Here is a 13,153-nt window from a genome sequence, read left to right as displayed (position 1 = left end):
GATGTTCGCTTAACCTTCGCCCACCGATCGGCGTTGACCCCGGGATTACCGGCGGTCCGTCCCGGGGAAGAAGAAAACTGAACCTTCGTTAAGTGTCAATCCGGCGCGTGTGTTGTGGAGGCTCTGGTGGCAGCGCAAGAGACCGTCGATCACAAGTACGTCTACGACTTCTCCGAAGGCAACAAGGATCTCAAGGAACTGCTCGGCGGCAAGGGGGCAAACCTCGCCGAGATGACCAACCTGGGCCTGCCCGTCCCACCCGGCTTCACCATCACCACCGAGGCCTGCCAGGCGTACCTCGCGACGGGACTGGAGCCGGACGGGCTCGCCGGGCAGATCGAGTCGCACCTGGAAGCGTTGGAGCGCGCGATGGGCAAGCGCCTCGGCGACCCGCAGGACCCACTGCTGGTCTCCGTCCGCTCCGGTGCCAAGTTCTCCATGCCCGGCATGATGGAGACCGTCCTCAACGTCGGCCTCAACGACCAGAGCGTGGTTGGGCTCTCCGCCCAGGCGGGACAGAACGACAGGTTCGCCTGGGACTCCTACCGGCGACTCATCCAGATGTTCGGCAAGACCGTCTGCGAGGTGCCGGGTGAGGAGTTCGAGCACGCGCTCGACGAGGCCAAGCACGCCAAGGGCACCCACAACGACCTGGATCTGGACGCCGACGACCTGCGCGGGCTTGTCGACGCGTACAAGAAGATCTTCTTGAAGCACACCGGTCGGGAGTTCCCGCAGCAGCCGCGCGAACAGCTCGACCTGGCCATCCGCGCGGTCTTCGAGTCGTGGAACGCCGAGCGCGCGGTGCTCTACCGCCGCCAGGAGCGGATTCCGGCCGACCTCGGCACCGCGGTCAACGTGGTGACCATGGTCTTCGGCAACCTCGGGCCCGACTCCGGCACCGGCGTGGCGTTCACCCGCGACCCGGGCAGCGGCGCGCAGGGCATCTACGGCGACTACCTGGCCAACGCCCAGGGTGAGGACGTGGTCGCCGGCATCCGCAACACCGTGCCGTTGCAGGAGTTGGAGCAGCTCGACAAGTCCTCCTACGACGAGCTGCTCGGCATCATGGCCCGGCTGGAGGAGCACTACAAGGACCTGTGCGACATCGAGTTCACCATCGAGCGCGGGAAGCTGTGGATGTTGCAGACCCGGGTCGGCAAGCGCACCGCCGCCGCCGCGTTCGTCATCGCCGGGCAGCTCGTCGATGAGGGTCTGATCGACCTGGACGAGGCGCTGCACCGGGTCAACGGCGCGCAACTGGCCCAGCTGATGTTCCCGCGTTTCCAGCTCGACCACGAGTTCCAGCCGGTCGCCAAGGGCATCGGCGCCTCGCCCGGCGCGGCGTCCGGCACTGTGGTCTTCACCTCCGCGCGGGCCGTCGAGCTGGCCGCCGAGGGGAAGTCGGTGATCCTGGTGCGCCGGGAGACCAACCCGGACGACCTGAACGGCATGATCGCCGCGCAGGGCATCCTCACCTCGCGCGGCGGCAAGACCAGCCACGCCGCGGTGGTGGCTCGGGGCATGGGCAAGACCTGTGTCTCCGGCGCCGACGAGATCGAGGTGAACGTGCCGGCGAAGCGGTTCACCGTGGCCGGGCGGACCGTCAACGAGGGCGACGTGGTGTCCATCGACGGCACCACCGGCAAGGTCTACCTCGGCGAGGTGCCGGTCATGCCGTCGGAGGTCGTGCAGTACTTCGAGGGCAGCCTCGACCCCGAGCACATCGACAACGCGCTGGTCCGGGCCGTACACCGGATCATGACGCACGCCGACGGGAAGCGGCGGCTCGCGGTCCGCACGAACGCCGACACCGGCGCGGACGCGGCCCGGGCCCGGCGTTTCGGCGCCGAGGGCATCGGGCTGTGCCGAACCGAGCACATGTTCCTCGGCGACCGGCGGGAGCTGGTCGAGCGGCTGATCCTGGCCCGGGCCCCCGGCGAGCGGGAGGCGGCGCTGGCGGCGCTGCTGCCGTTGCAGCGGGCCGACTTCGAGGAGATCTTCCGGGAGATGGATGGCCTGCCGGTCACCGTCCGGCTCATCGACCCACCGTTGCACGAGTTCCTGCCGCCGTTGGAGCAGCTCGCCGTCAACGTGGCGGTCGCCCAGGAACGCGGCGAGGACGTGGCCAAGGAGGAGGCGTTGCTCGCCGCCGTCCGGCGGATGCACGAGGAGAACCCGATGCTCGGGCTGCGCGGCGTACGCCTCGGCCTGGTCATCCCCGGCCTGTTCGCGATGCAGGTCCGGGCCATCGCCGAGGCGGCGGTCAGTTGCGCCCGTAACGGGGGCGTGGCCAAGCCGGAGATCATGGTGCCGCTGGTCGGGGCGGTGCAGGAGCTGGAGACGGTCCGCGCCGAGGCCGAGAAGATCATTGCCGAGGTGGTCGGGGACAGCGGCGTCGAGGTGCTGATCGGCACCATGATCGAGGTGCCCCGGGCGGCGCTGACCGCCGGGCAGATCGCCGAGGCCGCCGAGTTCTTCTCCTTCGGCACCAACGACCTGACCCAGATGGGCTGGGGCTTCTCCCGCGACGACGTCGAGGGCGCGTTCTTCTGGCGCTACCTGGAGTTGGGCATCTTCGGAATCTCGCCGTTCGAGTCGATCGACCGCGACGGCGTCGGCCGGTTGGTGCGGATCGCCGCCGAGGAGGGCCGGGCCGCCCGGCCCGGGCTGAAGCTCGGCATCTGCGGTGAGCACGGTGGCGACCCGGACTCGGTGCACTTCTTCCACGAGGTCGGCCTGGACTACGTGTCCTGCTCACCGTTCCGGGTGCCGGTGGCCCGGCTGGAGGCCGGTCGGGCGGTCGTGGAGAGCGGCGGGTCGGACAGCCGCTGACGCGCGTCGGCGGCGGCCTGGTCACCCGGGTCGCCGCCGACGCTCAGATCGGCGGGCGACGCCAGGTGGGTCGGGACGAGCGGCGCAACTGCGCCGGCAGGGTCGCCATCGGGGTACGCGTGGCGAGCGGGGCGTGCGCGTCCGGCACCGACGTAGCGCCGATGCCTCCGCCGCGAACGTCCAGGAACGAGCCCGCCCGGCGGGCCACCGCCCGCGCCTCCTCGTGCAGCGCCTCCAGGTCCCCTGCCGTCGACACGGTGACGAGGGTCAGCAGGGCGCTGCGCCCGGCCGGGTAGGTCACCACGCAGCCGGCGGTGGTGGACACGACCGACTCCCGGAACTCACCCCGCCGGGCGGTGTCGGCCACCCGGTGACCGAGCCCGAAACTCGCGGCGGCGAGCGCGGCGAGATGGGTGGCGTCGGTGCTCGGGAGGTCGCTGGAGATGAGCAGGCCGTCGGTGCCCGCCAGCACCGTCCCGGCGATGTCGGGTCGCCGCTGGCGCAACCCGGCTAGCTCCGTTCCCATCACCGTGTCTGCGTCCACGAGCGTTACCCCTCACCGGTTGGCTCTGCGTGTCGGTCGGCTGGTCACGTTCCGCGCTGGGAACGCTACCGCTGGCCACTTCCGGCCGCGAGCCCGTAACCCTCGGCGATCGGTCGGCAACTGCGAGCCAATCGGTGGTTGTGTGCCCTTCGTCGATGCGTCGTGAGCGGGTCGAGCAGCGGGGGCGGGCGTAATCTTGGCTCGCTCGCACACGGCCGATTGGGCGCCGCGTCGAACGGGAAGAGGTGACTGCATGACCAGTGTCTGGGAGAGCCTGACTGTCGACGCCCGCGATCCGGCCCGACTGGCCCGTTGGTGGGCCGAGGCGCTCGGCTATCAGGTCGTCACCGAGACTCCGAGCGGCGTGGAGATCCGCCAGTCCCCGGACCAGTTGCCCGCCCTGTTCTTCGGCCCGGTGCCCGAGGGCAAGGAGCGCAAGAACCGACTGCACCTCGACCTGCGCCCCGCCAACCAGGAGGCCGAGGTCGAGCGCCTGGTCGACATGGGCGCCCGGCACGTCGACATCGGTCAGGGTGAGGTCGACTGGACGGTGCTGAGTGATCCGGAAGGCAACGAGTTCTGCGTCCTGCGTGAAAAGTGAGCCGGGGGCGGCGGACGCGCGGTTGGTCGAGGAGCCGCCCAAGGACACCGGGCACCGCCGGTCGCCGTACGAGCGCGACCGGGCCCGGGTGCTGCACTCGGCGGCGTTTCGCCGGCTGGCCACCAAGACCCAGGTGCACACCGCCGGCACGGACGACTTCCTGCGTACGCGGCTGACCCACTCGTTGGAGGTCGCGCAGATCGCTCGGGAGATGGGTGCCCGGCTGGGCTGCGACCCGGATGTGGTGGACGTCGCGGGGCTCGCGCACGACCTCGGGCACCCGCCGTTCGGGCACAACGGCGAGGCTGCGCTGGACCTGCTCGCCACGCCGTGCGGTGGCTTCGAGGGCAACGCGCAGACCCTGCGGGTGTTGACGCGCCTGGAGGCGAAGGTGCTCGCGCCGGACGGCTCGTCCGCCGGGCTGAACCTGACCCGGGCGTCGCTGGACGCCATCGGCAAGTACCCGTGGCCGCGCCGGCCGGGGGAGCGCAAGTTCGGGGTGTATTCCGACGACCTGGCCGTCTTCGACTGGATCCGGGCCGGCGCGCCCGGCGACCGGCGCTGCCTGGAGGCCCAGGTGATGGACTGGGCGGACGACGTCGCGTACTCGGTGCACGACGTGGAGGACGGCATCCACGGCGGCTACGTCGCGTTGCGCCCGCTGCTTACCGACGCCGACGAGCGGGCCGCGCTTTGCGCCGACGTGGCCGCCGCCTACTCCGGGGAGTCGGCGGCGGACCTGGCCGAGGTGCTCGTCGACCTGCTGGCCGGTCCGCTGCTCGCCCCGTTCGCCGGGTACGACGGCAGCCACCGCGCCCAGGTCGCGTTGAAGGCCACCACCAGCGGGGTGACCGGGCTGTTCGTGTCCGCGGCGGTGGCGGCCACGGAGGAGCGCTTCGGGCCGGGCCCGCACCGCCGCTACGCCGCCGACCTGGTGGTGCCTCGCCTGGTCCGGGCGCAGTGCGCGCTACTCAAGGGCATCGCGCTGCGGTACGTGATGCGTCGCAGTGGCTTCCGGGGCCGCTACGAGCGGCAGCGGACGATGCTGGCGGAGTTGGTCGCCGCGCTGGTCCGGCGTGCCCCGGAGGGGCTCGACCCGATCTTCGCCCCGCTGTGGCGGGCCGCCCCGGACGACACGGCCCGGCTGCGGGTCGTGATCGACCAGGTCGCCTCGCTCACCGACCCGGCGGCGGTGACCTGGCACACCCGGCTCGTCGGCGGAGGCACGCCGCCGATTGACCACGAGCCAGCTTAGGCTAACCTAACTGACATGACGGAACGCCCCAGGAACGTCACCTCGGCCCGGGTGCTGCGCACCGAGCGGCCCACCCCGCACCTGATCCGGCTCGTCCTCGGTGGGGACGAGCTGGTTGGCCTGCCGGTGGGCGAGTTCACCGACCACTACATCAAGGTGGTGTTCCCGCAGCCGGGGGCCGAGTACCCGCAGCCGTTGGACCTCGCCGCGATCCGCCGCGACCTGCCCCGGGAGCAGTGGCCCCGGCTGCGCGCGTACACGGTGCGGCGCTGGGACCCGCTGGCCGGGGAGTTGACCGTCGACGTGGTGCACCACGGCGACGAGGGGTTGGCCGGGCCGTGGGCCGCCGCGCTGCGCCCCGGCGATCCGGTGCACTTCGTCGGCCCCGGCGGGGCGTACGCCCCGAACCCGGACGCGGACTGGCATCTGCTGGTCGGTGACGAGAGTGCCCTCCCGGCGATTGCCGCCGCGTGCGAGCGCCTACCGCTGGGCGCCCCGGCCCACGTCTTCGTGGAGATCGCCGACCCGGCGGAGGAGCAGAAGCTGCTCAGCCCGGGGGCGGTGGAGGTGACCTGGCTGCATCGCGGCGACCGCCCGGTGGGCGAGGCGCTGGTGGAGGCGGTGCGGGCGTTGGAGTTCCCGGCCGGCCAGGTGCACGCGTTCGTGCACGGCGAGGCCGCGTTCGTCCGGGACCTGCGCCGGCTGCTGCGCGGCGAGCGGGGCATACCGCTCGGGCAGCTCTCCATCTCCGGCTACTGGCGGCGTGGCATGGACGACGAGGGTTGGCGCTCCACCAAGGCCGACTGGAACCAGCAGGTGGCGGCCGAGGAGACAGCCATCCCGGCGCCTGCCGCGGCGGCCTGAGCGCCGCTCACCCCTCGGGCGTCCGGTTCGACTCGCCGGCCCTGGCGAGTCGGCGGCTGAGCAGCACGGCGTATCCGACGATCGCCACGGCGAGCAGGGACAGCATCAGCCTCGGCTCGTGCACCGTCCCGGTGATCACGCTGACCGAGACCACCCCGTAGACGGCGATCGCCAGCCGGGCGAGACTCGGTCGGGTCCACAGCCAGTACAGGGCCAGGCCGCACACCGTCCAGATCACCATCGAGGCGGCCAGCAGCAGCCGCAGCTCCAACGGCAGTCGCGGCGCGTCGGCGTCGACCAACCGGACCACCTGCCCGAGCGCCCAACCGAGCAGCAACAGTGCACCGCCGAGCGGAATGTGCAGGTAGCTGTACGCCTGCCCGCCCCGCAGATGACTCTGGGTCAGTCGGGTGGTGACGAAGGTGGTGTAGACCCACCAGACGGCCGCCGGGATCAGGAAGGCCAACCCGGCGGTGAGGATCATGTGGGGCGGTGGGTGGTCGGGCACCGCGAAGAGCAGGCTGGCCAGGGCGCTACCCAGCACGATGATCGTGAACTGCCCGATCCGTTCCGGCAGGTGCCGGTTGTCCACCGGCCAGCGGTTGAGCCAGCGCGCACCGACCCAGGGCGTGGCCAGTTCGATGACCATCGCGACCACCCACAGCACCGGGCGCTGCCGGGTGGGCACGGTCAGCGACACCAGCCAGATCAGCCAGCCCGTCCCGAAGCCGATCAGGTAGATCGTCGTCACCAGGCGGGCCATCGAGCTGGTCGGCCGGGCGCGCAGGTACAGCAGGAGCAGCACCCCCCGCACGATCAGGTACCCGACCGGCAGAAGCACGCTCTCCGGAACCTCGTCGACCCCGAGTGTCATCGCCCCCGCGCCGACCAGCGCGACGAGCACCAGCACCCGGTGCAGCGTGTCGTCCGGGTCGAACCGGGTGTCGTAGAAGACCTGTCCCACCCAGGCCCACTGGATCACCACGAACAGCCCGATCACGGCCACCACGGCGTGTGGGGACGGGGTCGGGTCGACGCCCAGCCGGGCCACCACCGCCGCCAGCGCGTACACGAAGATGAGGTCGAGGAAGAGTTCCAGCCAGGTGGCGTGCCGGTGTCCGGCCTCGTCTGCCGCCGGGGCCTGTCCGCTCAGTCCGATCCGACCGGCCAGCCATCTGGGCAGGCGGGGAACGTCGGTCCGTACCCTGCGCATCTGGTCATGGTCCCCGTGCGGACCCGGCCTGCGGGCCGGAACCGCCCAGCCCGCAGCGGCCGCCGCCACACCGGCGTCCCCCGGCCGGCGTGTCGTCGGTCCGGCAGGGCAGGATGTACGGCGAGGGGGTGGCGCATGGCTGGGCGGATCCGGGACGAGGACATCGCACTGGTCCGGGAACGCACCTCGATCGGGGATGTGATCTCCGAGACGGTCACCCTGAAGTCCGCCGGCGGCGGCAACCTCAAGGGCCTGTGCCCGTTCCACGACGAGAAGAGTCCGTCGTTCAACGTGTCCCCGGCCCGCAACGTCTGGTACTGCTTCGGCTGCGGGGCCGGCGGGGACGCGATCAAGTTCCTGATGGACGCCGACCACCTCAGCTTCGTGGAGTCCGTCGAGCGGCTGGCCGGCCGCGCCGGCATCCAACTGCGCTACATCGAGGACGACAAGGGCACCCCGCGCCCCCGCCCGCAGCAGGGTCAGCGGCAGCGCCTGGTCGCCGCGCACGCCGCCGCCGTCGAGTTCTACCGCGCGCAACTGAGCACCGCCGGCGCCCGGCCGGCACGGGAGTTCCTGGCCCGCCGGGGCTTCGACCGGGCCGCCGCCGAGCGCTACGGCTGTGGTTTCGCGCCCGAGGGTTGGGACCTACTCACCAAGCACCTGCGCCAGCAGGGCTTCACCCACCAGGAGTTGGTCACCGCCGGGCTGTCCCGCGAGTCCCGCTCCGGCACCCTGATCGACAGGTTCCGCCGTCGGCTGCTCTGGCCGATCCGCGACCTCGCCGGCGACGTGATCGGCTTCGGCGCGCGCAAGCTCTTCGACGACGACGACGGCCCGAAGTACCTGAACACCCCCGAGACGCCGATCTACAAGAAGTCGCACGTGCTCTACGGCATCGACCAGGCCAAACGGGAGATCGCCAAGCAGGGTCGGGCGGTGATCGTCGAGGGTTACACCGACGTGATGGCCTGCCACCTCGCCGGGGTGACCACGGCGGTGGCGACCTGCGGCACCGCCTTCGCCGCGGACCACATCTCGGTCCTGCGTCGGCTCCTTTTCGACAGCGACGAGGTGGCCGGCGAGATCATCTTCACCTTCGACGGCGACGCCGCCGGGCAGAAGGCCGCGCTGCGCGCCTTCGAAGACGACCAGCGCTTCGTCGGGCGCACGTTCATCGCGGTCAGCCCGGACAACATGGACCCGTGCGACCTGCGGCTGGCCAAGGGCGACCTGGCGGTGCGTGACCTGGTCGCCCGCCGCGAGCCGCTCGTCGACTTCGCGCTGCGACACGTGATCAGCCGCTTCGACCTGGACACCGTCGACGGCCGGGTCGAGGCGATGCGGCACGCCGCGCCGCTGGTCGCGCGACTCAAGGACCGGGAAAAGCGGCCAGAGTACGTCCGCAAGCTCGCCATGGACCTCGGCATGGAGATCGAGCCGGTGCAGCGGGCGGTGCTCGCCGCCGGCAACACCGCGCCGTCCGGCACCCGCGACGCCGCCCCTGCCGCCCGGCCAACCTCGGCCCGCCCCGAGCCGGCGGTGGACAGCCCGCAGTCGATGGTCGAGCGGGAGGCGCTGAAACTCGCCCTCCAGCAACCCGTCCTGGCCGGGCCGATGTTCGACGCGGTCGAGGCCACCGAATACCGGCACCCGGTGCACGTCGCGGTGCGTACGGCAATCGCCGCGGCCGGTGGTGCCGCGTCGGCGACCGGCGGCGCGGTCTGGATCGAGTCGGTCCGCGACGCCTGCGACGACCTGGCGGCCGCGGCGCTGGTTGGTGAGCTGGCCGTCGAACCACTGCGGATCGACGGCGAACCGGACCCCCGCTACGTGGGGATCACCATGGCCCGGGTGCAGTTCGGGTCGGTGACCGCCCGGGTCCGGGACCTCAAGTCACGCATCCAGCGGATCAACCCGGTCAACAACAAGGACGAGTACTTCGCCGCCTTCGGTGAGCTGCTGTCCCTGGAGCAGCACGCCCGGGCGCTGCGCGAGCAGGCCGCGGGAGGCCTCTAGATGGGACTGTTCAGCCGTAAGCCGAAGCTGCCGCCGGCCGACCGGCCGCCGCTGACCGCCGACGAGCGGGTGTTGGCCTGGGCCGCCGCCGGCAACGGTGAGGGCGACGGGGTGGTGGTCGCCACCAACCTGGGGTTGTGGCTGCCCGGTCGGGGGCACCGGCTCGGCTGGCACACCATCCTCAAGGCGGTCTGGTCCGGCCGGGAGCTGACCGTCACCCCCGCCGAGCCGGTCGTCGAGCGGGACGGCTACACGGTGGTCGCCGACGGTCCGGCCGAGACGTACCTGCTGCTCGACCCGGGGGAGCTGCCGCACCAGGTGCGGGCCCGGGTGACCCGCTCGGTCGCGTACACCGAGCACCAGCCGGTGCCCGGCGGCGCGGCGCGGGTCGCGGCCCGGCGCGTGGCCGGGGTCGACGGTCTGACCTGGACGGTCCGACTCGACCCCGGCACTCCGGCGGACGACGAGGCCCTGCTCGCCGAGACCGACCGGCTGGTCGGCGTGGCCCGCGCCGCCACCGCGCCGGCCGACGTCTGACCGGCCGGGTCAGTTCGCGCCGAGGTCCTTCAGCGCCTTGTCGGCGCCGCGGTGCAGGGGCACCGGGTCGGTCTTGCGGGCGGTCTCCAGCGAGATGCCCCGGGCCGCGGGGTTCGCCTGGGCCAGCGTGTCCCGCTTGTCGAAGACCGTCCGGGTGATCGCGCAGGCGACGTTGGCGTCCAGGTCCTTGCGGACCAACAACACGTTGGGTACGACGATGGTCGGGGTGTCGGTCGCCGTGCGGTACGCGTCCCGGCCGATCGTCCCAGGCTGGTAGGCGGGGCTCAACGCGGTCATCTTCGGCAGCAACGGCGAGATGTCGACGAACTTCACCGAGTCGCCGGCCGTGGTGAACAGGTCGGTGAGGCCCCCGGTGGGCAGGCCACCGGACCAGAAGAAGCCGTCGACGCTGCCGTCCTTGATCCCCTCGACCGTCTTGGTCAGGTCCAGTCGCTGCGCCCGGATGTCCTTGGCCGGGTCGAGACCGGCGGCCTCCAACAGCCGGTTGGCGATCACCTCGGTGCCGGACTTCGGTGAGCCGGTGGAGATCCGCTTGCCCCGCATGTCGGCCACCGAGGTGATCCCGGAGTCGTTGCGGACCACCACCTGCGTGTAGTTGTCGTAGATGCGGGCCAGCGCCTCCACCGGCTGCGGCGCGGTGAAGCTGCCCTTGCCCTGCACCGCGTTGACCGCCGTGTCGAAGAGCGAGAACGCCACGTCGTACTGGCCACCGACCAGTTGCTCGACGTTCTGCACCGAGGCGCCGGTCTCGGCGGCGGTGCCGGTGAGCTTGCCGCCGGTCGTCCCGGACAACTGCCCGGCCAGGGCGTTGCCGACCACGTAGTAGACGCCTGTCGCGTTGCCGGTGGCGATGCCGACGCGGGTCTCCTTGGTCACCTCGCAGGTGACCTCGCTGGCCGTGTCGTCAGTCGCCGCGCCGCCCTGCTGACCTCCACAACCCGTGACGAGGGCGAGCACGCTCAGGCCCGCCGCGAGCCGTACGTCGATTCGTCTCACAGTTGTTCCTCCACAGGGTTGGCTGGCGATCCGGACGATGACCGGCCGGCGCGTCGGACGAACACACCCGCCGCCGCGACGGCGGCCAGCGCCGCGCCGACCGTGACCGGCACGGGTTCGAGCCAGAGCAGGGTGACGCCGGCGAGGGCGCCCAGCACCCGTTCCGGGGGACCGGCCGGGCCCACGCCGGGCAGCCAGCCACCGGCGGCGACGGCGAGCACCGCCACGCTCAACGCGGTGACCACGGCGGCGAAGGCGATCCGTTGGACGCCGCCGATGCCGAGCAGACCGAGCCCGGCCGGCGTGATGACGAACGCGATCGGGATCAGGTACGCCGGCAGCGCGTACCGCAGCGTCTGCCACATGGTCGGCACCAGCCGGCCGCCGGTGACCGCGGCGGCGGCCACCGCGGCGAGCGCGGTCGGTGGGGACACCTCGGACAGCACCGCGAAGTAGAAGACGAACATCGCCGCCGCCGGTGCGGTGACGCCCAGGTCGAGCAGGGCCGGACCGACGATCACCCAACCGATCACGAACGACGCGGTGACCGGCACGGCCAGGCCCAGCAGGGTGAGCGCGACGGCGGCGAGCAGCGCGGTGAGCACCAGCACCAGCGTCGGGTCCGAGGTGGCCGCCTGCGCCCCGCCGATCAGCAGCGCCGCCGCCTGCGGCCCGAGGCCGGTCTTCGTGGTGGTCGCCGTGATGATGCCGGCGGCGGCGCAGACCGCGGTGACGGCGAGGACGCCGCGGACGCCGGTGACGAGCGCGGTCACCAGCCGGCCCGGGCTGAGCCGGTGGGTACGGTCCAGGAACGACAGCGCGACCGCGAGCAGAATGGCGAAGACGACAGCCCTCGTCGCGGACACGCCGACCGCCAGGAACACGATGATGGCGATCAGCGAGGCGAAGTGGTAGCCGAACCGGGCCAGCAGACGCCAGGGCGAGCCGACGTCGATCACCACCGGGCGTACGCCGGAGCGGCGGGCGTCGATCTCCACGGCGAGCAGGATGCCGAGGTAGTAGAGCACCGTCGGCACCGTCGCCCAGCCCAACACCTGGAGGTACGAGACGCCCAGGTACTCGGCGATGATGAACGCCGCCGCACCCAGGGTGGGCGGGCTGAGGATCGCGCCCACCCCGGCCGCGGCCAACATGCCGCCGGCCCGCTCCGGCGGGTAGCCGGCACGGCGCAGCAGCGGCCAGGTGACCGCCCCGATGCTCACCGTCGTCGCCGCGCCGGAGCCGGAGACGGTGCCGAGCAGGAAGCCCGAGGCCACCGCCGTCCGCCCGGCGGCGGTACGCGAGCGCCGGAACGCCGCGGCCGACAGCTCGACGAAGAACCGGCCGGCCCCGGACAGCTCCAGCACCGCGCCGTAGATGGTGAACAGCACGATGTACGAGGCGGCCACGTCGAGTGGCGTGCCGTAGAAGCCGCTGTCCGAGTTGTAGAACGCGTCGACCAGTTGACTGAAGTCGAGCCCGGCGTGCGCGACCGGCCAGGACTGCGGCAGCAACCCGCCGTAGTAGCCGTAGCCGAGAAACAGCAGGCAGACCGCGGGCAGGATCCAACCGGTGGTACGTCGACAGGCTTCGAGCAGCAGGAGCAGCAGGACGGTGCCCAGCACCAGATCCGTCGGCGCCAGCAGGCCCTGCCGGTCGAGGAACGCGTTGTAGCCGCCGCCACCGCTGCCGATCCGGATCGGCAGGACCGGATAGAGACAGGCCGCGACCGCCAGGACGACCAGAACCCAGTCGGTCACCGTGGGCCGCGCCGAGGCCGGTCGTCGCCGGGCGCGGAGGCGGGTCGGCAGCCGCAGGTCGGCCGGGTAGGCGAGGAAGACCAACGGGAGTACGCCGGCCAGGAAGATGATCAGGTAGTACTTGCTGCCCTGCGACAGCGGGCGGAACACCTGCCACAGGGCGAGAGCGCCGACCGCCAACGCCGCCGCGGTGAGGAGCAGCCCCGCCGGCCCGGAGAGCACCCGTCCCGGTTTCTCGTCCTCGAACTGGGCGGCCAGGTCCCGGGTCGCCCGCTCGGCCACGCTCGGCCCGCTCGGGTCGGGGTCGCTCGGGTGGGCCTTGCTCGGGTCGGGCCCGCTTGAGTCGGGCCCGCTTGAGTCGGGCTCGGTCCCGAGGGTGGTGGGGTTGGGCGGGTGGGTGCTGCCGCGTTCACCGGGCTCCGTCGGCTCGGCTTCCGGTCGTGGTCGGGGTGGCCCGCCGCCGGGGCTCGCTGCGGGCCCATCAACGGGAGAGTTGGCTGGTCGGGCAGGT

General features: G+C 72.0%; 9 protein-coding genes and 1 pseudogene. 6 read left to right on the top strand and 4 right to left on the bottom strand.

The window, feature by feature from the left end; all coding sequences use genetic code 11:
- The first annotated feature begins 126 nt into the window (after window positions 1–126).
- Complete coding sequence (ppdK, locus tag ACFYL6_RS17055) at window positions 127–2,835, top strand: pyruvate, phosphate dikinase (RefSeq protein WP_387172082.1); 2,709 nt, start codon at window positions 127–129, stop codon at window positions 2,833–2,835.
- 43 nt (window positions 2,836–2,878) lie between these two features.
- Here ppdK and ACFYL6_RS17050 read toward each other — a convergent pair whose 3' ends face one another.
- Window positions 2,879–3,379, bottom strand: coding sequence for a roadblock/LC7 domain-containing protein (locus ACFYL6_RS17050; protein ID WP_387172080.1), 501 nt, complete (start codon window positions 3,377–3,379; stop codon window positions 2,879–2,881).
- Between the two features lie 253 nt (window positions 3,380–3,632).
- On the opposite strand from ACFYL6_RS17050, the gene ACFYL6_RS17045 reads away from it, so the two are divergent.
- Genes ACFYL6_RS17045 through ACFYL6_RS17035 form a run of 3 tightly spaced genes read left to right on the top strand, consistent with a single transcriptional unit; the run spans window position 3,633 to window position 6,099 of the window.
- Window positions 3,633–3,980, top strand: a complete 348-nt coding sequence (locus ACFYL6_RS17045; RefSeq protein WP_387172078.1) for a VOC family protein — start codon at window positions 3,633–3,635, stop codon at window positions 3,978–3,980.
- The gene (locus ACFYL6_RS17040; protein WP_387172076.1) at window positions 3,970–5,235 is read left to right on the top strand and encodes a deoxyguanosinetriphosphate triphosphohydrolase; all 1,266 of its coding nucleotides are present in this window, start codon (window positions 3,970–3,972) and stop codon (window positions 5,233–5,235) included. Before ACFYL6_RS17045 ends, ACFYL6_RS17040 begins: the two co-directional genes overlap by 11 nt.
- Window positions 5,236–5,250: 15 nt before the next feature.
- Window positions 5,251–6,099, top strand: a complete 849-nt coding sequence (locus ACFYL6_RS17035; protein ID WP_387172074.1) for a siderophore-interacting protein — start codon at window positions 5,251–5,253, stop codon at window positions 6,097–6,099.
- Window positions 6,100–6,106: 7 nt separating this feature from the next.
- On the opposite strand, the gene ACFYL6_RS17030 is transcribed toward ACFYL6_RS17035, so the two are convergent.
- Window positions 6,107–7,312: a low temperature requirement protein A gene (locus tag ACFYL6_RS17030; protein WP_387172072.1), complete on the bottom strand. Its 1,206-nt coding sequence runs from the start codon at window positions 7,310–7,312 to the stop codon at window positions 6,107–6,109.
- 113 nt (window positions 7,313–7,425) lie between these two features.
- On the opposite strand from ACFYL6_RS17030, the pseudogene dnaG reads away from it, so the two are divergent.
- Window positions 7,426–9,328 (top strand): annotated as a pseudogene (gene dnaG, locus ACFYL6_RS17025) (DNA primase).
- Window positions 9,329–9,865, top strand: a complete 537-nt coding sequence (locus ACFYL6_RS17020) for a hypothetical protein (RefSeq protein ID WP_387172070.1) — start codon at window positions 9,329–9,331, stop codon at window positions 9,863–9,865. It abuts the pseudogene before it with no gap.
- A gap of 9 nt (window positions 9,866–9,874) precedes the next feature.
- Here ACFYL6_RS17020 and ACFYL6_RS17015 read toward each other — a convergent pair whose 3' ends face one another.
- Window positions 9,875–10,882, bottom strand: a complete 1,008-nt coding sequence (locus ACFYL6_RS17015) for a TAXI family TRAP transporter solute-binding subunit (protein ID WP_387172069.1) — start codon at window positions 10,880–10,882, stop codon at window positions 9,875–9,877.
- Entirely contained in the window at window positions 10,879–12,924 is a 2,046-nt protein-coding gene (locus ACFYL6_RS17010) for a TRAP transporter permease (RefSeq protein WP_387172067.1), read from the bottom strand. The genes ACFYL6_RS17015 and ACFYL6_RS17010 overlap by 4 nt, the downstream gene beginning before the upstream one ends.
- Window positions 12,925–13,153: the final 229 nt, after the last annotated feature.

The sequence above is a fragment of the Micromonospora sp. NPDC007208 genome (genome assembly GCF_042869175.1).
GTDB lineage: Bacteria > Actinomycetota > Actinomycetes > Mycobacteriales > Micromonosporaceae > Micromonospora > Micromonospora foliorum.
This window is presented reverse-complemented; position numbering and strand designations above follow the sequence as displayed.